Origin of the sequence: Pseudomonas sp. C9-3 (assembly GCF_032392015.1) — a bacterium.
Classification (GTDB): Bacteria; Pseudomonadota; Gammaproteobacteria; order Pseudomonadales; family Pseudomonadaceae; genus Pseudomonas; species Pseudomonas nitroreducens.
This window is the reverse complement of the sequence record NZ_CP135919.1, coordinates 885,090-902,502: the sequence shown is the minus strand read 5'-3', so window position 1 is coordinate 902,502 and position 17,413 is coordinate 885,090. Positions and strand designations below refer to the sequence as shown.

The 17,413-nt window shown below is 65.9% G+C and carries 16 protein-coding genes; 13 read left to right on the top strand and 3 right to left on the bottom strand.

What is annotated here, in order from left to right; translation table 11 throughout:
• The first annotated feature begins 7 nt into the window (after nucleotides 1-7).
• From map to dapC, 3 genes are all read left to right on the top strand, one after another.
• A complete protein-coding gene (gene map, locus RS899_RS04030) occupies nucleotides 8-790 on the top strand; it encodes a type I methionyl aminopeptidase (RefSeq protein ID WP_054908325.1) in 783 nt (260 codons plus the stop codon).
• Between the two features lie 146 nt (nucleotides 791-936).
• Entirely contained in the window at nucleotides 937-3,636 is a 2,700-nt protein-coding gene (locus RS899_RS04025) for a [protein-PII] uridylyltransferase (protein ID WP_054908324.1), read from the top strand.
• Nucleotides 3,637-3,665: 29 nt separating this feature from the next.
• Nucleotides 3,666-4,862, top strand: coding sequence for a succinyldiaminopimelate transaminase (gene dapC / locus RS899_RS04020; RefSeq protein ID WP_315809158.1), 1,197 nt, complete (start codon nucleotides 3,666-3,668; stop codon nucleotides 4,860-4,862).
• A 60-nt stretch (nucleotides 4,863-4,922) separates the two neighbouring features.
• On the opposite strand, the gene RS899_RS04015 is transcribed toward dapC, so the two are convergent.
• Complete coding sequence (locus RS899_RS04015) at nucleotides 4,923-6,584, bottom strand: Na+/H+ antiporter (protein ID WP_315809157.1); 1,662 nt, start codon at nucleotides 6,582-6,584, stop codon at nucleotides 4,923-4,925.
• A gap of 211 nt (nucleotides 6,585-6,795) precedes the next feature.
• Here RS899_RS04015 and RS899_RS04010 point away from each other — a divergent pair, with 211 nt between their 5' ends.
• The 5 genes from RS899_RS04010 to RS899_RS03990 all read left to right on the top strand — a co-directional run bounded on the left by RS899_RS04010 (nucleotide 6,796) and on the right by RS899_RS03990 (nucleotide 10,523).
• Complete coding sequence (locus RS899_RS04010) at nucleotides 6,796-7,104, top strand: arsenate reductase (RefSeq protein WP_315810398.1); 309 nt, start codon at nucleotides 6,796-6,798, stop codon at nucleotides 7,102-7,104.
• A gap of 11 nt (nucleotides 7,105-7,115) precedes the next feature.
• Nucleotides 7,116-7,742, top strand: coding sequence for a LysE family translocator (locus RS899_RS04005; protein WP_315809156.1), 627 nt, complete (start codon nucleotides 7,116-7,118; stop codon nucleotides 7,740-7,742).
• 42 nt (nucleotides 7,743-7,784) lie between these two features.
• Entirely contained in the window at nucleotides 7,785-8,819 is a 1,035-nt protein-coding gene (gene dapD, locus RS899_RS04000) for a 2,3,4,5-tetrahydropyridine-2,6-dicarboxylate N-succinyltransferase (RefSeq protein WP_045209996.1), read from the top strand.
• A gap of 94 nt (nucleotides 8,820-8,913) precedes the next feature.
• Nucleotides 8,914-10,119 (top strand): cysteine desulfurase, encoded by a 1,206-nt coding sequence (locus RS899_RS03995; RefSeq protein WP_315809155.1) that lies wholly within the window; start codon nucleotides 8,914-8,916, stop codon nucleotides 10,117-10,119.
• Nucleotides 10,116-10,523 (top strand): SufE family protein, encoded by a 408-nt coding sequence (locus RS899_RS03990; RefSeq protein ID WP_233298169.1) that lies wholly within the window; start codon nucleotides 10,116-10,118, stop codon nucleotides 10,521-10,523. The genes RS899_RS03995 and RS899_RS03990 overlap by 4 nt, the downstream gene beginning before the upstream one ends.
• 111 nt (nucleotides 10,524-10,634) lie before the next feature.
• On the opposite strand, the gene tcdA is transcribed toward RS899_RS03990, so the two are convergent.
• Entirely contained in the window at nucleotides 10,635-11,441 is an 807-nt protein-coding gene (gene tcdA, locus RS899_RS03985) for a tRNA cyclic N6-threonylcarbamoyladenosine(37) synthase TcdA (protein WP_315809154.1), read from the bottom strand.
• 284 nt (nucleotides 11,442-11,725) lie between these two features.
• On the opposite strand from tcdA, the gene RS899_RS03980 reads away from it, so the two are divergent.
• From RS899_RS03980 to RS899_RS03960, 5 genes are all read left to right on the top strand, one after another.
• Nucleotides 11,726-14,323: a glycosyltransferase gene (locus tag RS899_RS03980; RefSeq protein ID WP_315809153.1), complete on the top strand. Its 2,598-nt coding sequence runs from the start codon at nucleotides 11,726-11,728 to the stop codon at nucleotides 14,321-14,323.
• A gap of 184 nt (nucleotides 14,324-14,507) precedes the next feature.
• Complete coding sequence (gene dapE, locus RS899_RS03975; protein ID WP_315809152.1) at nucleotides 14,508-15,665, top strand: succinyl-diaminopimelate desuccinylase; 1,158 nt, start codon at nucleotides 14,508-14,510, stop codon at nucleotides 15,663-15,665.
• Entirely contained in the window at nucleotides 15,662-15,841 is a 180-nt protein-coding gene (locus RS899_RS03970) for a hypothetical protein (protein ID WP_024766714.1), read from the top strand. Before dapE ends, RS899_RS03970 begins: the two co-directional genes overlap by 4 nt.
• Nucleotides 15,841-16,650: a putative RNA methyltransferase gene (locus RS899_RS03965; protein WP_315809151.1), complete on the top strand. Its 810-nt coding sequence runs from the start codon at nucleotides 15,841-15,843 to the stop codon at nucleotides 16,648-16,650. The genes RS899_RS03970 and RS899_RS03965 overlap by 1 nt, the downstream gene beginning before the upstream one ends.
• Nucleotides 16,651-16,660: 10 nt before the next feature.
• A complete protein-coding gene (locus RS899_RS03960) occupies nucleotides 16,661-17,032 on the top strand; it encodes a hypothetical protein (RefSeq protein ID WP_243778954.1) in 372 nt (123 codons plus the stop codon).
• Between the two features lie 69 nt (nucleotides 17,033-17,101).
• Here RS899_RS03960 and RS899_RS03955 read toward each other — a convergent pair whose 3' ends face one another.
• Nucleotides 17,102-17,311: a cold-shock protein gene (locus RS899_RS03955; protein WP_015476243.1), complete on the bottom strand. Its 210-nt coding sequence runs from the start codon at nucleotides 17,309-17,311 to the stop codon at nucleotides 17,102-17,104.
• Nucleotides 17,312-17,413 lie beyond the last annotated feature (102 nt).

Here is a 17,413-nt window from a genome sequence, read left to right as displayed (position 1 = left end):
AAGTCGCATGACCGTCACCATCAAGACGCCCGAAGACATCGAGAAAATGCGCGTCGCCGGCCGCCTGGCCGCCGAAGTGCTGGAAATGATCGGCGAACACGTCAAGCCCGGCGTCACCACCGATGAGCTGGACCGTCTCTGCCACGACTACATCGTCAACGTGCAGAAGGCCATTCCCGCGCCGCTGAACTACAAGGGCTTCCCCAAGTCGATCTGCACCTCGATCAACCACGTGGTGTGCCACGGCATTCCCAACGAGAAGCCGCTCAAGGAAGGCGACATCGTCAACATCGATGTCACCGTCATCAAGGACGGCTACCACGGCGACACCAGCAAGATGTTCTCGGTGGGCAAGACCCCGGAATGGGCTGACCGCCTCTGCCAGATCACCCAGGAATGCCTGTACAAGGGCATTGCGCTGGTCAAACCGGGTGCACGCCTGGGCGACATCGGCGAAGTGATCCAGAAATATGCCGAGAAGAACGGCTTCTCCGTGGTGCGCGAGTATTGCGGCCACGGCATCGGCAAGGTGTTCCATGAGGAGCCGCAGGTGCTGCACTACGGCCGCGCCGGCACCGGCCTGGAACTCAAGGAAGGCATGATCTTCACCATCGAACCGATGATCAACCAGGGCCGCCCGGAAACCCGCCTGCTGGGCGACGGCTGGACCGCCATCACCAAGGACCGCAAGCTGTCCGCGCAGTGGGAGCACACCGTGCTGGTCACCGCCGACGGCTACGAGATCCTGACCCTGCGCAACGACGAAAGCTTCCCGCGCACGCCGGCCTGACCGGAAGCGGTTTGCAATCTCGCCGACGGCTGGGTAGAACATAGAAATCCCGGCCCGGCACAGCTGCCGGGCCTGGCGCCAAGCGCCCAGGCCCGACCGCCCTCTTGCCCCTGCCCTCCCCTAAGCCATTGATCAGGAAGGCCGCCATGCCGCAGGTGGATCCCGAGTTGTTCGACCGTGGGCAGTTCCAGGCGGAACTGGCCCTCAAATCCAGCCCCATCGCCGCCTTCAAGAAGGCCATTCGTCAGGCCAACGACGTGCTGGATAGCCGCTTCAACGGCGGCCGCGATATTCGCCGGCTGATCGAGGACCGCGCCTGGTTCGTCGACCAGATCCTGCAGCAGGCCTGGAATCGCTTCGACTGGGGCGACGACGCCGACATCGCGCTGGTCGCCGTGGGCGGCTATGGCCGCGGCGAGTTGCACCCGCACTCGGACATCGACCTGCTGATCCTGCTGGACAGCGAAGACCAAGAAATCTTCCGCGAGCCCATCGAAGGCTTCCTCACCCTGCTCTGGGACATCGGCCTGGAAGTCGGCCAGAGCGTGCGCTCGGTGGCCGAGTGCGCCGAGGAAGCGCGCGCCGACCTCACCGTGGTCACCAACCTGATGGAGTGCCGGACCATTTCCGGCCCGGACAGCCTGCGCCAGCGCATGCTCGAAGCCACCAGCGCGAAGCAGATGTGGCCCAGCGGCCAGTTCTACCTGGCCAAGCGCAAGGAACAGATTCACCGCCACACCAAATACAACGACACCGAATACAACCTCGAACCCAACGTGAAGGGCTCGCCCGGCGGCCTGCGCGACATCCAGACGCTGCTCTGGGTCGCCCGCCGGCATTTCGGCAGCCTCAACCTGCACGCCCTGGTGCGCGAGGGGTTCCTGGTCGAGAGCGAATGCGCGGTGCTGGCCTCCAGCCAGGAATTCCTCTGGAAGGTCCGCTACGCCCTGCACATGCTCGCCGGCCGCGCCGAGGACCGGCTGCTGTTCGACCATCAGCGGCGCATTGCCGGGATGCTCGGCTATGAAGGCAACGACGCCAAGCTGGCCGTCGAGCGCTTCATGCAGAAGTACTACCGCGTGGTGATGGCGGTGTCCGAGCTGAACGACCTGATCATGCAGCACTTCGAGGAAGTGATACTGCGGGCCGGCGAGAACGGCCAGATCCTGCCGCTCAACAGCCGCTTCCAGCTGCGCGACGGCTACCTGGAAGTCACCCACGCCAACGTCTTCAAGCGCACCCCGTTCGCCCTGCTGGAAATCTTCGTGCTGCTCGCCCAGCACCCCGAGATCAAGGGCGTGCGCGCCGATACGATCCGCCTGCTGCGCGACAGCCGCCACCTGATCGACGACGACTTCCGCCACGACATCCGCAACACCAGCCTGTTCATCGAGCTGTTCAAGTGCAAGGAAGGCATCCATCGCAACCTGCGGCGGATGAACCGCTACGGCATCCTCGGCCGCTACCTGCCGGAGTTCGGCCTGATCGTCGGGCAGATGCAGCACGACCTGTTCCACATCTATACGGTGGATGCGCACACCCTCAACCTGATCAAGCACCTGCGCAAGCTGCGTCGCCCGGACATGGCGGAGAAGTACCCGCTGGCCAGCAAGATCATGGAGCGCCTGCCCAAGCCCGAGCTGATCTACATCGCCGGCCTCTACCATGACATCGCCAAGGGCCGTGGCGGCGACCACTCGGAACTGGGCGCGGTCGACGCTGAGCACTTCTGCCAGCGCCACCAGTTGCCGCCGTGGGACACCAACCTGGTGTCCTGGCTGGTGCAGAACCACCTGATCATGTCGACCACGGCCCAGCGCAAGGACCTGTCCGACCCGCAGGTGATCTACGATTTCGCCCAGCTGATGGGCAACCAGACCTACCTGGACTACCTCTACGTGCTCACCGTGGCCGACATCAACGCCACCAACCCGACCCTGTGGAACTCCTGGCGCGCCAGCCTGCTGCGCCAGCTCTACACCGAGACCAAGCGCGCCCTGCGCCGCGGCCTGGAGAACCCGGTCGACCGCGAGGAACAGATTCGCCAGACGCAGAGCGCGGCCATCGACATCCTGGTGCGCGGCGGTATCGACCAGGACGACGCCGAGCAGCTCTGGAGCCAGCTGGGCGACGACTACTTCCTGCGCCATACCGCGGCCGACGTCGCCTGGCATACCGAGGCGATCCTCCAGCACCCGGACGACGGCACGCCGCTGGTGCTGATCAAGGAGACCGCCCAGCGCGAATTCGAGGGTGGCACGCAGATCTTCATCTATGCCGGCGACCAGCATGACTTCTTCGCCGTGACCGTGGCCGCGATGGACCAGCTCAACCTGAACATTCAGGACGCGAGGATCATCACCTCGACCAGCCTGTTCACCCTCGACACCTACATAGTGCTCGACGCAGATGGCGGCTCGATCGGCAACAATCCCTCCCGAGTCGAAGAAATTCGCGAGGGGTTGGTCAATGCATTGAAGGATCCGGACGAGTACCCGACCATCATCCAGCGCCGCGTCCCACGCCAGCTCAAGCACTTCGCCTTCAACCCGCAGGTGACCATTTCCACCGACGCGGCGCGTCAGGTCAGCGTGCTCGAAGTGATAGCGCCGGACCGCCCCGGCCTGCTCGCGCGAATCGGCGGGCTGTTCCTGGACTTCGACCTGTCGGTGCAGAACGCCAAGATCGCCACCCTGGGCGAACGCGTGGAAGACGTGTTCTTCGTCACCGATGCGCACAACCAGCCACTCTCCGACCCCGAGCTGTGCAAGCGCATCCAGACCGCCCTGGTCGATATCCTTTCCGACGGCGGCCAGCAGAGCATGCCGGTACGCATCAGCATTTAGTCAGACTTTAGAAAGAAAGAGCCTTGCCCATGAATCCTGCCCTCGACTCGCTCCAGCCCTACCCCTTCGAGAAGCTCCGCGCCCTGCTGGCCGGCGCCCAGCCGCCGGCGGAGCTGAAGCCGATCGCGCTGTCCATCGGCGAACCCAAGCACCGCTCGCCGGAGTTCGTCGCCAAGGCCCTGGCCGATAGCCTCGACCAGTTGGCCGTCTATCCGACCACCCTGGGCATCCCCGCCCTGCGCGAAGCCATTGCCGCCTGGTGCGAGCGCCGCTTCAAGGTACCGGCCGGCTGGCTGGACGCTGCGCGCCACGTGCTGCCGGTGAACGGCACCCGCGAAGCGCTGTTCGCCTTCACCCAGACCGTGGTCGACCGCAACGCCAAGGGCCTGGTGATCAGCCCGAACCCGTTCTACCAGATCTACGAAGGCGCGGCCCTGCTGGCCGGCGCCGAGCCGCACTACCTGCCGTGCCTGGAAGACAACGGCTTCAATCCGGACTTCGACGCCGTGCCGGCCGATATCTGGGCGCGCTGCCAGATCCTCTTCCTCTGCTCGCCGGGCAACCCCACCGGTGCGCTGGTGCCGCTGGAAACCCTGAAGAAGCTGATCGCCCTGGCCGACGAGCACGACTTCGTGATCGCCGCCGACGAGTGCTACAGCGAGCTGTACTTTGACGAGCAGAACCCACCGGCCGGCCTGCTGACCGCCTGCGCCGAACTGGGTCGCAACGACTTCAAGCGCTGCGTGGTGTTCCACAGCCTGTCCAAGCGCTCCAATCTGCCGGGCCTGCGCTCGGGCTTCGTCGCCGGCGATGCCGAGGTGCTGAAGAAATTCCTCCTGTACCGCACCTACCACGGCTGCGCCATGCCGGTTCAGACCCAACTGGCCAGCGTCGCAGCCTGGAAGGACGAGGACCACGTGCGCGCCAACCGCGACCTGTACCGCGAGAAGTTTGACGCCGTGCTGGACATCCTCGGCGGCGTGCTCGACGTGCAGCGCCCGGACGGCAGCTTCTACCTGTGGGCGAAAACGCCGGTAGCCGACACCGAGTTCTGCCGCGGCCTGTTCGACCAACAGCACGTCACCGTGGTGCCGGGTTCGTATCTGTCGCGCGAAGTGAACGGCGAGAATCCTGGCGCCAACCGCGTGCGCATGGCGCTGGTGGCTCCGCTGGCCGAGTGCGTGGAAGCAGCCGAGCGGATCAAGCAGTACGTACAGAGCCTCTGAGGCTGTACACCCTGTAGGACCGAGAGGACGCCTAGTCCTCTCGGTCCTACAAGAACACCACTACACCCAGCGCCCCGCCTTGCTGGTCACCCAGGCTTCCTGGCTGTCCAGCTCGCCCAGCACCTCGCGCATGGTCTCGTCATCGATTTCATGCTCACGCCGCATGCGGTAAAGCTCCAGGCGCTGCGCGCGCAGCGCCTTGATGCGCAGCGCCTGATCGGCCAGTTCCAGGCTGCGAGCGCGCTCGCGGGCCTCCTGGGAGTCCGGCGCCGGGTCCAGTTCGTGGCGATACTCGGCCATCAGTCGCGCCTTCACCTCAGTCAGGCGCGCCGCTTCGTCGGCATCCGCGCCGTCGCGAGTGGGCATTTCCTCGCCTTCCAGCATGTGGATGGCCGCCGCCGCGGTCTTGCGCCACACCGACTGTACTTCGCGCTCGCGCTGGTCATTGCTGGCTGCCGGCAATCCGCGCAGAAGGATCGGCAGGCCAATAGTGGCGGCGATCAGCGACACCAGGATCACCCCGGTGGCAATGAAGATGATCAGGTCGCGCTGCGGGAAGGCCGAACCATCGAGCAACAGCAGCGGTACCGAGAGCACACCGGCCAGCGTCACCGCCCCACGCACGCCGCCCAGCGCCGAGATTGCCGACAACCGCAGCACCGGCTCGCCCGAACGACCGCCCAGCTCTATCCCCCACCACTGCTCGAAGCGCACCGACACCTTCCAGTAGCACCAGACCCAGCCGAAACGCAGCAGGATCAGCACGGTGAACACCGCCAGCACGTAGAACAGCAGCAGCGACGAGCGCCACATCACGTCATCGGCATGGTGGGAGACCGATTTCAGGATGTCCGGCAACTGCAAGCCCAACAGCAGGAACACCACGCCGTTGAAGGCGAACTCGAGCATCGACCAGACGCTGCGGTTGAGCAGGCGCGTGTTGGTCTGCCGCGGCAGCAGGTCGGCCCAGCTCTGCATCATGCCGGCCGCCACCGCCGCCAGGATGCCGGAAACCCCCAGCTCCTCGGCGATCATGTAGCAGGCGAAGGGCAACAGCAGCATCAGTACCACGTGGGTCGCCGGATCATCCCAGCCGCGACGGATCATCCAGGCGCGAATGCGCCCCAGCAGCCAGCTGATGAACACCCCGCAGGCCAGCCCGCCAACCGCCACCAGCAGGAAGCTCAGGCTGGCATCCATCAGCGAGAAGGTACCGGTCATGGCAGCAGCGATGGCGAACTTGAAGGCGACCAGGCCGGAGGCGTCGTTCATCAACGCCTCGCCCTGCAACACGTGCATCAGGCGCCTGGGAAGGCGGTCCTGGGCGATGGCCGAGACCGCCAGCGCATCGGTCGGCGACAGCACCGCCGCCAGGGCGAAGGCGGCAGCCCAGGGTATCTCGGGAATCAGCAGGTGGATGAAGACGCCACCGCCGAGCACGGTGAACAGCACCAGGGCGAAGGCCAGGGTGAGGATCGGCCAGCGCATCTTCCAGAATTCGCCCTTGGGCATGCGCCAGCCATCGGCGAACAGCAGCGGCGGGATGAACAGGAACATGAACAGCTCGGGATCGAGCGCCACGTGCAGCCCCAGGCTCGGCCAGGCGAGCATGGCGCCGGCAACGATCTGGATCAGCGGCAGGGGCAGCGGGATCAGTTGAGCGGCGAGCCGGGTTCCCCCCACGACCAGCAGCAGGATCAACACGGTGTAAACGGTTTGCATCGTCGAACTCCAACACAGCCATCCATTGAAACACCCATCGCGGCGCAGATCAGCCACGCTTCGGGCAAAAAACTGTTGCAACACGCCGGCCTCCCGGCGGCGTCCCGCAAGGCGCTGGGAAATGGCATAATCCCGCGCCTGAAAAAGCATCGAAAAGGAGTAGCGCCCCGTGAGCGAGCGGACGCTGTATGGAATCAAAGCCTGCGACACCATGAAGAAGGCCCGTACCTGGCTGGAAGAACATGGCGTCGACTACGCCTTCCACGACTACAAGACTAGCGGAATAGACCGCGCGCACCTGGAGCAATGGTGCAACGAGCATGGCTGGGAGACTGTCCTGAACCGTGCCGGCACCACGTTCCGCAAGCTCGACGGCGCGCAGAAGGCCGATATCGACCAGGCCAAGGCCATCGAACTGATGGTGGCGCAGCCGTCGATGATCAAGCGCCCGGTGCTGGACCTGGGTGATCGCACCCTGGTCGGCTTCAAGCCCGATCTCTACGCCGCCGCCCTGGCCTGAGTCGCAGGACGATGAGCATCGCCTGGGCCCTGTTCCTCCCCGCCTGCTTCGCCCTGAACCTGGCGCCGGGACCGAACAACCTGCTGTCGCTGAACAATGCCGCGCGCTTCGGCCTGCTGCGCGCCACCCTAGCCGGTGGCGGACGGCTGGTCGCCTTCGCCGGCATGCTGGCCCTGGCCGCCTCCGGCCTGGCGCTGGTACTGCAGGCCTCGGCCTGGCTGTTCCTGGCGATCAAGCTGGTGGGCGCCGGTTACCTGCTGTGGCTGGCCGTGCAACTCTGGCGCGCGCCGACAGCGAGCCTGTCCGTCGATGGCGCCCCGGCTACCGCCACCAGCCTGTGGCGCCTGGCCCGCCAGGAGTTCTGGGTGGCCGCCGGCAACCCCAAGGCGATCCTCATCTTCACCGCTTTCCTGCCGCAGTTCGTCGATCCGCGTCAGGCCGTGGGCGCCCAGTTCGCCCAACTCGGCGCTGCCTTCCTGCTGCTGGAATGGCTGGCCATCGCCCTTTACGGGCTCGCCGGGGTCCGCCTCGGCAAGCTGCTCGCCGGCGCACGCGCACGGCGCCTGTTCAACCGTGGTTGTGCCGCGCTGCTGGGCAGCGCCGGGCTGGGCCTGCTGCTCAGCCGCCGTCCGGCCTGACCGAATTCATTCTTCGAGAATCTCTTTCAAGGAATCCCCCTCATGTCGAAATCCCTGTTCAGCATCGCTTTCGGTGTCGGCACCCAGAACCGCCAGGGCAACTGGCTGGAAGTCTTCTACGCGCAGCCGCTGCTCAACCCCAGCGCCGAACTGGTCGCAGCCATCAGCCCGCTGCTGAACTATGAAGGCGGCAACCAGGCGATTGCCTTCACCGCCCACCAGGCCTACCAGCTGGCCGACGCCGTCGAGACCGTTGACGCCGCCCAGGCCGCGCTGCTCAACCGCCTGGCCGAAAGCCAGAAGCCGCTGGTTGCCACCCTGCTGGCCGAAGACGCCGCCCCCAGCTCCACCCCGGAGGCGTACCTGAAGCTGCACCTGCTGTCCCATCGCCTGGTCAAGCCGCACGGCCTGAATCTGACCGGCATCTTCCCGCTGCTGCCGAACGTGGCCTGGACCAACCAGGGCGCCGTCGACCTGGCCGAACTGGCCGAGCTGCAACTGGAAGCGCGCCTGAAGGGCAAACTGCTGGAAGTCTTCTCCGTCGACAAGTTCCCGAAGATGACCGACTACGTGGTCCCGGCCGGCGTACGCATCGCCGACACCGCCCGCGTTCGCCTGGGCGCCTACATCGGTGAAGGCACCACCGTGATGCACGAAGGCTTCGTCAACTTCAACGCCGGCACCCAGGGCCCGGGCATGATCGAAGGCCGCGTCTCCGCTGGCGTGTTCGTCGGCAAGGGCTCGGACCTGGGCGGCGGCTGCTCCACCATGGGCACCCTGTCCGGCGGCGGCAACATCGTCATCAGCGTCGGCGAAGGCTGCCTGATCGGCGCCAACGCCGGCATCGGCATCCCGCTGGGCGACCGCAACATCGTCGAAGCCGGCCTGTACGTCACCGCTGGCACCAAGATCGCCGTACTGGACGACCAGAACGCCCTGGTGAAAGTGGTCAAGGGCCGCGACCTGGCCGGCCAGGCCGACCTGTTGTTCCGCCGCAACTCCCAGACCGGCGCTGTCGAGTGCAAGACCAACAAGACCGCGATCGAGCTGAACGAAGCGCTGCACGCGCACAACTAAGCTGGGCGCCCCGCTGATGCGGGGTAAGCACTAAGCTTGGAGAAGCGGGGGCTGCGGCCCCCGTTTTACTTTTTCCGCAACCGGCCGCACGCCCATGTCCATTCCCTCGCCCTGGCGCTCCGACTTCCCGGCCCTCGCCGCCTTCGAGGCCGAAGGCCAGACCTACCTCGACAGCGCCGCCACCGCGCAGAAGCCGTGCGCCATGATCGATGCACTCGCCGGCTACTACGCCAGTGGCGCCGCCAACGTACACCGCGCCCAGCACCTGCCCGGCGAGCGCGCCACCCGCGCCTTCGAAGCGACCCGCGGCCTGGCCGCCAACTGGCTCAATGGCGGCAGCCCGGCGCAGATCATCTTCACCCGTGGCGCCACCGAAGCCCTGAACCTGCTGGCCTACGGACTGGAGGCGGACTTCCACAGTGGTGACGAGATCGTCGTCAGCGCCCTGGAGCACCACGCCAACCTGCTGCCCTGGCAGCAACTGGCCAAGCGTCGCGGCTTGAAACTGGTGATCCTGCCGCTGGACAGTGACGGCCGCATCGACCTGAACCGCGCCGCCAGCCTGATCGGCCCGCGCACGCGCCTGCTTGCCGTCAGCCAGCTGTCCAACGTGCTTGGCACCTGGCAACCGCTGCCGGAGCTGTTGCAGATGGCTCGGCAGCACGGCGCGTTGGCCGTGGTGGACGGCGCCCAGGGCGTTGTCCACGGCCGGCACAACCTGTCGGCACTCGGCTGTGATTTCTATGTCTGCTCCAGCCACAAACTTTACGGCCCGGAAGGCCTCGGCCTGCTCTGGGGCCGCCCGGAGTCGCTGGAGCGACTGGCGCACTGGCAATTCGGCGGCGAGATGGTGCGCGTCGCGGACTACTTCGATGCACAGTTCCACAGCGCCCCGATGGGCTTCGAGGCCGGCACCCCGCCCATAGGCCCGGTGATCGCCCTTGGCGCCACGCTGCAGTGGCTGGCCGCCCAGGACAGCGCCGAAGTCAGCGCCCACGAGGATTTCCTCCACGCCCGCCTGCTCGCCGGCCTGCGCGCCCGTGATGGCGTGCGCGTGCTGGGGGAACCGGAAGTGGCGCTGGCCAGTTTCGTGGTCGAGGGCGTGCATGTGGCCGACCTCGGCCATCTACTCACCGAACAGGGCATTGCCGTGCGCGCCGGGCACCACTGCGCCATGCCGCTGATGAAGACCCTCGACGTGGCCGGTGCCCTGCGGGTCTCCCTTGGCCTCTACAACGACAGTGCCGACCTGGAGCGTTTCTTCACCGCGCTGGACAGCGCCCTGGAGTTGCTGCGATGAGCCTGCCCGCCGCGGCCGCCGAGGCACTGCAGGCCTTCACCGCCTTGCAGGGCTGGGAGCAACGGGCACGCCTGCTGATGCAATGGGGCGAACGCCTGGAGCCGTTGAGCGAAACCGAGCGCAGTGACGAGCACCGCGTGCAGGGCTGCGAGAGCAATGTCTGGCTGCTGGCTGACTCGCGGGATGGCCGCTGGCATTTCCGCGCCTACAGCGATGCGCGCCTGCTGCGCGGGTTGCTGGCGTTGCTGCTGGTACGGGTGGAAGGCTTGCCGGTGGACGAGCTGTCTGCCATCGACCTGCCCGACTGGTTCAATCAGCTGGGCCTGGGCCGGCAACTCTCGCCGTCGCGCAGTAACGGACTCAACGCAGTCCTGAAGCGCATGCAGGAGCTGGTCAGCGACTGAGCACCTGTTTTTCGTAGGAGCGAGCTTGCTCGCGACCCTACCCGACACCGAGGCATCCAGCCGAAGCGTTCGCGAGCAAGGGCTAGGCGCCCCTCGGTCCTACAAAAGCGCCTAGCCTGCGGAACGCTCCGAAGGCCGCCGCGCCCCGGCGACGATCTTGTCCACCGCCCGCGCCGCCGCGACCATGCCGAAGGTCGCCGTGACCATCATCACCGCGCCGAAACCGCCGGCGCAGTCCAGCTTCACGCCCTCGCCGACAAAACTCTTCGACTGGCACACCGTGCCGTCCGGCTTTGGATAGCGCAGCTGCTCGGTGGAAAACACGCACTGCACGCTGTAGTGCCGGCCCGGCGTGCGCGAGAAGTTGTAGTCGCGGCGCAGCATGGAACGGACCTTGGCGGCCAGCGGGTCGTTGAACGTCTTGTTCAGGTCGGCGACCTGGATCTGCGTCGGATCGACCTGCCCGCCCGCGCCACCGGTGGTGATGATCTGCAGCTTGCGGCGCTTGCACCAGGCGATCAGCGCTGCCTTGGCGGCGACGCTGTCGATGCAGTCGATCACGCAATCCAGCTCCGGGGTGATGTAGTCCGCCATGGTTTCACGGGTAACGAAATCGGCTACAGCGTGTACGACGATGCCGGGATTGATTGCCTTCAGGCGCTCGGCCATGACCTCGACCTTGGGCTTGCCCACGGCGCCGTCCAGCGCATGCACCTGGCGATTGGTGTTGGTGACGCAGACGTCATCGAGATCGAACAGGGAAATCTCACCCACGCCGCTGCGCGCCAGGGCCTCGGCCGCCCAGGAGCCCACGCCGCCGATCCCGACCACCGCCACATGGCTGGCCGCCAGACGCTCCAGGCCCTCACGGCCGTAAAGCCGCGCGATTCCGCCGAAACGCTGTTCATCCAGTTGCATCGCCCACACCTCATCTCGAAACGGCCGGCATTCTATAACGACCGGTCACCTATAACGACCGGCCTTGGCAGGCTTGCAACAAAGCCGGATTGCCGCAGTCTCAGCCACGCGCCTGCCACACATTCTAAACTGTCGGAAAATGCCCACGCTCGCCGTCTCGGCGGACGGTGCCGGCAACCTGTACAGCCCCCGGAGTGCGGGGTAGGATGCGCCCCGACCGAAGAGTCTCCCGCGGAGACTGTCCCGGCCCCTCCCCGTTCCACCCTTTGGAACCCGATCGCACCATGTCTTCACGCAAGTTCGGCCTCAACCTGGTGGTTTTCGTCGCCCTCGCGGCACTCTTCACCGGCTTCTGGGCTCTCTACAACCGCCCGGTCAGCGTTCCCGACTGGCCGGAAAGCATTTCCGGATTCTCCTTCTCGCCCTTCCGCCTGAACCAGAATCCGCAGAAGGACCAGTTCCCCAGCGACGATGAGATCCGCTCGGACCTGGAACTGGTCTCCAAGAACACCGACAACATCCGCACCTACTCGGTGAAGGGCTCACTGGCCGACATCCCGCGCCTGGCGGAAGAGCTCGGCATGCGTGTCAGCCTCGGTATCTGGATCGGCCCGGACGAGGCCGAGAACGAGGCCGAAATCGAGCGCGGCATCGAGATCGCCAACAACTCGCGCAGTGTCGTGCGGGTCATCGTCGGCAACGAGGCGCTGTTCCGCCGCGAGGTCACCGTCGAGCAACTCACCGCCTACCTGGACCGAGTTCGCAAGGCGGTGAAGGTACCGGTGACGACTGCCGAGCAATGGCACATCTACGAGAAATACCCGGAGATGGCCAAGCACGTCGACCTGATCGCCGCCCACGTGCTGCCGTACTGGGAATACACGCCGATGGACAACGCCGTGCCGTTCGTCCTCGAGCGCGCCAAGGAGCTGCGCGCCAAGTTCCCGCGCAAGCCGCTGCTGCTGGCCGAAGTCGGCTGGCCGAGCAACGGCCGCATGCGCGGCGGCGCCGACGCCACCCAGGCGGACCAGGCCATCTACCTGCGCACGCTGACCAATGCGCTGAACAAGCGGGGCTACAACTACTTCGTCGTCGAGGCCTTCGACCAGCCCTGGAAAGTCGGCGACGAAGGCTCGGTGGGTGCCTACTGGGGCGTGTATAACGCCCAGCGCCAGCCCAAGTTCAACTTCACCGGGCCGGTGGTGAACATCCCGCAATGGCGTGCTCTGGCGGTCGCCTCGGTGGTGATGGCGCTGCTTGCCCTGACCCTGCTGATGATCGACGGCAGCGCCCTGCGCCAGCGCGGGCGGACCTTCCTCACTGTGGTCGCCTTTGCTGGCGGCTCGGTGCTAGTGTGGATCGCCTACGACTACAGCCAGCAATACAGCACCTGGTTCAGCCTGACCGTCGGCGGCCTGCTGGGCATCGGCGCGCTGGGCGTGTTCATCGTCCTGCTCACCGAGGCCCACGAACTGGCCGAGACTGTGTGGGTGCGCAAGCGCCGCCGGCCGTTCGACCCGGTGCTGACCGATACCGGCTATCGCCCCAAGGTCTCGGTGCACGTGCCCTGCTACAACGAACCGCCGGAGATGATGAAGAAGACCCTGGATGCGCTTTCCAGGCTCGACTATCCGGACTTCGAAGTCCTGATCATCGACAACAACACCAAGGACCCGGCGGTCTGGGAACCGGTGCGCGACTACTGCGAAGTCCTCGGCCCGCGCTTCCGCTTCTTCCACGTCGCGCCCCTGGCCGGCTTCAAGGGCGGCGCGCTGAACTACATCCTGCCGCACACCGCACCGGACGTCGAAGTGGTGGCGGTGATCGACGCCGACTACTGCGTCGAGCCGAACTGGCTCAAGCAGATGGTGCCGCATTTCAGTGATCCGAAGATCGCCGTGGTGCAGTCCCCGCAGGACTACCACGACGGCGAGGAAAACGTCTTCAAGAAGCTCTGCTACGCCGAGTACAAGGGCTTCTTCCACATCGGCATGGTCACTCGCAACGATCGCGATGCGATCATCCAGCACGGCACCATGACCATGATCCGCCGGACCGTGATGGACGAACTCAAGTGGGCCGACTGGACCATCTGCGAGGACGCCGAACTGGGCCTGCGGGTGTTCGAGAAAGGCTATTCGGCCGCCTACTCGCACCAGAGCTTCGGCAAGGGCGTGATGCCCGACACCTTCATCGACTACAAGAAGCAGCGCTTCCGCTGGGCCTATGGCGCGATCCAGATCATGAAGGGCCACGCCCGCGCCCTGTTCCAGGGCAAGGACAGCAAGCTGACCCTCGGCCAGCGCTACCACTTCATCGCCGGCTGGCTGCCGTGGATCGCCGACGGCATGAACATCTTCTTCACTGTCGGCGCGCTGCTCTGGTCCTCGGCGATGATCATCGTGCCCAAGCGGGTCGATCCGCCGCTGCTGATCTTCGCCATCCCGCCGCTGGCGCTGTTCTTCTTCAAGTTCGGCAAGATCATGTTCCTCTACCGCCGCGCCGTGGGCGTGGACCTGCTGCGCTCGTTCCAGGCGGCGGTGGCGGGCCTCGCGCTGTCGCACACCATCGCCAAGGCGGTGCTCTACGGGGCGTTCACCAAGACCATCCCGTTCTTCCGCACACCGAAGATGGCCTCCAACCACGGCCTGCTGGTGGCATTGGCAGAGGCGCGCGAGGAGGTCTTCATCATGCTGCTGCTGTGGGGCGCCGCACTGGGCATCGTGCTGGTGCAGGGCGTACCGAGCCGCGACATGATGTTCTGGGTGGCCATGCTGCTGGTGCAGTCGCTGCCCTACCTCGCCGCACTGGTAATGGCGCTGCTGTCCGCCGCGCCCAAGGCCCAGGAGGCGCCCGCAGCGGACGTCGCGCCGGCCAGCTGATGCAAGGCCCGTAGGAGCGAGCTTGCTCGCGAACAAGCCTGGCGCCTCGGCAGCAGGCAAAAGCGTTCGCGAGCAAGCTCGCTCCTACAAGATGAGCCGTACCGCTGATCCACTCCCGAGAACGCCGGCCAAACGCCGGCGTTTTTGCTTTAAGATGGGCGCCTTTTTCCGTTCCACCCCCAGGATGCCCTCAATGTCCCTCTCGCCGACACTGGCCCTCGCCTGCGAGCTGATTCGCCGTCCCTCCGTCACACCGGTCGATGCCGACTGCCAGCAGCTGATGATGCAACGCCTGGACGCCTGCGGTTTCGCCCTGGAGCCCATGCGCATCGAGGATGTGGATAACTTCTGGGCCCTGCGCCAGGGCCGCGACGGCGCCAATGGCCCGGTGCTGTGCTTCGCCGGCCACACCGACGTAGTGCCCACCGGCCCCGAGCAGGCCTGGCAGCACCAGCCGTTCGACGCCCTGATCGACGCCGACGGCATGCTCTGCGGCCGCGGCGCGGCGGACATGAAAGGCAGCCTGGCGTCGATGATCATCGCCACCGAGCGCTTCGTCGCCGACCACCCCGACCACCGCGGCAGCATCGCCTACCTGATCACCAGCGACGAGGAAGGCCCCGCCCATCACGGCACCAAGGCCGTGGTCGAGCGCCTCAAGGCCCGCAACGAGCGCCTGGACTGGTGCATCGTCGGCGAGCCGTCGAGCACCACCCTGGTGGGCGACATCGTCAAGAACGGTCGCCGCGGCTCCCTCGGCGCCACCCTGAGCGTGCGCGGCAAGCAGGGCCACGTGGCCTACCCGCACCTGGCAAAGAACCCGATCCACCTCGCCGCCCCGGCCCTCGCCGAACTCGCCGCCGAGCACTGGGACAACGGCAACGACTACTTCCCGCCGACCAGTTTCCAGATCTCCAACATCAACGGCGGCACCGGCGCGACCAACGTGATCCCGGGCGACCTGAAGGTGATCTTCAACTTCCGCTTCTCCACCGAATCCACCGTGGAAGGCCTGCAGCAGCGCGTCGCGGCGATCCTCGACAAGCACGGCCTGGAGTGGCACATCGACTGGGCGCTGTCCGGCCTGCCCTTCCTCACCCAGCCGGGTGAGCTGCTCGATGGCGTGGCGGCGGCGATCCGCGCGGTCACCGGCCGCGAGACCACGCCGTCGACCTCCGGCGGCACCTCTGATGGCCGCTTCATCGCCACCATGGGCACCCAGGTGGTCGAACTCGGCCCTGTCAACGCCACCATTCACCAGGTGGACGAACGTGTACTGGCCAGCGACCTCGATGTGCTGACCGAAATCTATTACCAGACCCTGGTGCGACTGCTGGCATGACTGGACCGAACAAAGGCTTTTGCCTGGGCGCCATCCAGCCCGACACCCCGCCGCCCGCGCCAGCTGCCGAGCGCCGCTATTCCTTGCGCGTGTACCAGATTGCCCAGCGCCGCCGCTCGCTGCCTACCGTGCTGCGCAACGACCTGCCCCAGCCGCTGGGACCGGGGAAGAAGTGATGCTGATCTGTCCGCTGTGCCGCGAGGCACTCACCGAAGTCGACAACGGCGTGGCCTGCCCCGCCGGGCACCGCTTCGACCGCGCACGCCAGGGCTACCTGAACCTGCTGCCGGTACAGCACAAGAAGAGCCTCGATCCAGGCGATAACGCCGCCATGGTCGAGGCGCGCCGCTATTTCCTCGGCGCCGGGCACTATGCGCCGCTGGCCAGGCGCCTGGCCGAACTGGCTGCCGAGCGTGCTCCAGGGCGCTGGCTGGATATCGGTTGCGGCGAGGGTTACTACACCGCACAGCTGGGCGAAGCCCTGCCGCAGGCCGACGGCTATGCGCTGGATATCTCCCGCGAGGCCGTCAAACGCGCCTGCAAGCGCGCCCTGCAACTGACCTGGATGGTCGCCAGCATGGCCCGCGTGCCGCTGGCCGATGCTTCCTGCCAGTTGCTGGCCAGCGTGTTCAGCCCAATCGACTGGAGGGAAGCCACACGCCTGCTGACTTCCGGAGGCGGCGTGCTGCGCCTGGGCCCGGCACGCGACCACCTGCTGGAACTGCGCGAACGCCTGTACGACGAAGTGCGCGAATACGTCGAAGACAAGCACCTCGCCGATCTACCTGAAGAACTGAAGCTGGCGCACACCGAACAACTGAGCTTCAAGCTGCCGCTGGAAACCCGCGAAGCCCGCGAGCACCTGCTGGCGATGACGCCCCACGGCTGGCGGGTCAACGCCGAGCGGCGGGAACGCATCCTCGCCGAGCCCTTCGAGGTGACGGTCGCGGTACGCTACGATTGGCTGCAACGCCAAGAACCCTGACGAGGACGCCATGCGCCAACCGGATATCGAGATCTACATCAAGGATGCCGACCAGGCCGCCGTCAGCGCCTGGCTGGAAAAAGCACTTGGCCCTTGCAGCGAATGGCGCAAACAGGGCGAAACCCTCAAGTGCACCGCCGGTGGCATCCCTGCGACCTGGCTGCCGAAAGCCGTCGGCAAGTGGAACAGCCTGTTCCTGGACAGTGACCGTACGCCATGGGACGACGACGCCGCCTGCGCCCGCGATGCCTGCGCCGCGCTGGACGTGGAAGTGCGCTGCGCACCGGGCAGCTGGAGCGAGGATCAGGGCGAGGAAGACGCGGACCGCTGGCTGAAAGTGACCGCCGCGGGCGTCGAGGAAATCACCTGGCGCACGGGCTGAACCCTGGCTTGCACAAGGCGTTAAAAACAAAGGCCCGTCCAATGGACGGGCCTTTGCTTTTTCGGGGGCTCAGACCTTGGCGACGTCTTCCGCCTGGAGGCCTTTCTGACCCTGGATCACCGAGAACTCCACTTTCTGGCCTTCGACCAGGGAGCGGTGACCATCGCCACGAATGGCACGGTAGTGAACGAAAACGTCCGGACCGCTATCGCGTTGAATGAATCCATAACCTTTGGCGTCATTGAACCACTTGACGGTTCCGACCTCACGATCAGCCATTACCACACTCTCCAACTTGCCTATTATTTTTGGATGGCCCCCGGGAATGAGGACTTCGGCAGTCGCCGGCTGAACGCTTTCCTTATCATCCAACCCGCACCG

Excerpts from the sequence above, each read along its gene's own strand:
- RS899_RS03980 (WP_315809153.1), top strand. The coding sequence starts at position 11,726 with ATGTCTTCACGCAAGTTCGGCCTCAACCTGGTGGTTTTCGTCGCCCTC.
- dapE (WP_315809152.1), top strand. The coding sequence starts at position 14,508 with ATGCCCTCAATGTCCCTCTCGCCGACACTGGCCCTCGCCTGCGAGCTG.
- RS899_RS04005 (WP_315809156.1), top strand. The coding sequence starts at position 7,116 with ATGAGCATCGCCTGGGCCCTGTTCCTCCCCGCCTGCTTCGCCCTGAAC.
- RS899_RS03960 (WP_243778954.1), top strand. The coding sequence starts at position 16,661 with ATGCGCCAACCGGATATCGAGATCTACATCAAGGATGCCGACCAGGCC.
- tcdA (WP_315809154.1), bottom strand. The coding sequence starts at position 11,441 with ATGCAACTGGATGAACAGCGTTTCGGCGGAATCGCGCGGCTTTACGGC.
- RS899_RS03970 (WP_024766714.1), top strand. The coding sequence starts at position 15,662 with ATGACTGGACCGAACAAAGGCTTTTGCCTGGGCGCCATCCAGCCCGAC.
- dapC (WP_315809158.1), top strand. The coding sequence starts at position 3,666 with ATGAATCCTGCCCTCGACTCGCTCCAGCCCTACCCCTTCGAGAAGCTC.
- RS899_RS03995 (WP_315809155.1), top strand. The coding sequence starts at position 8,914 with ATGTCCATTCCCTCGCCCTGGCGCTCCGACTTCCCGGCCCTCGCCGCC.
- dapD (WP_045209996.1), top strand. The coding sequence starts at position 7,785 with ATGTCGAAATCCCTGTTCAGCATCGCTTTCGGTGTCGGCACCCAGAAC.
- RS899_RS03990 (WP_233298169.1), top strand. The coding sequence starts at position 10,116 with ATGAGCCTGCCCGCCGCGGCCGCCGAGGCACTGCAGGCCTTCACCGCC.
- RS899_RS04025 (WP_054908324.1), top strand. The coding sequence starts at position 937 with ATGCCGCAGGTGGATCCCGAGTTGTTCGACCGTGGGCAGTTCCAGGCG.
- RS899_RS04015 (WP_315809157.1), bottom strand. The coding sequence starts at position 6,584 with ATGCAAACCGTTTACACCGTGTTGATCCTGCTGCTGGTCGTGGGGGGA.
- RS899_RS04010 (WP_315810398.1), top strand. The coding sequence starts at position 6,796 with ATGAAGAAGGCCCGTACCTGGCTGGAAGAACATGGCGTCGACTACGCC.
- RS899_RS03965 (WP_315809151.1), top strand. The coding sequence starts at position 15,841 with ATGCTGATCTGTCCGCTGTGCCGCGAGGCACTCACCGAAGTCGACAAC.
- map (WP_054908325.1), top strand. The coding sequence starts at position 8 with ATGACCGTCACCATCAAGACGCCCGAAGACATCGAGAAAATGCGCGTC.
- RS899_RS03955 (WP_015476243.1), bottom strand. The coding sequence starts at position 17,311 with ATGGCTGATCGTGAGGTCGGAACCGTCAAGTGGTTCAATGACGCCAAA.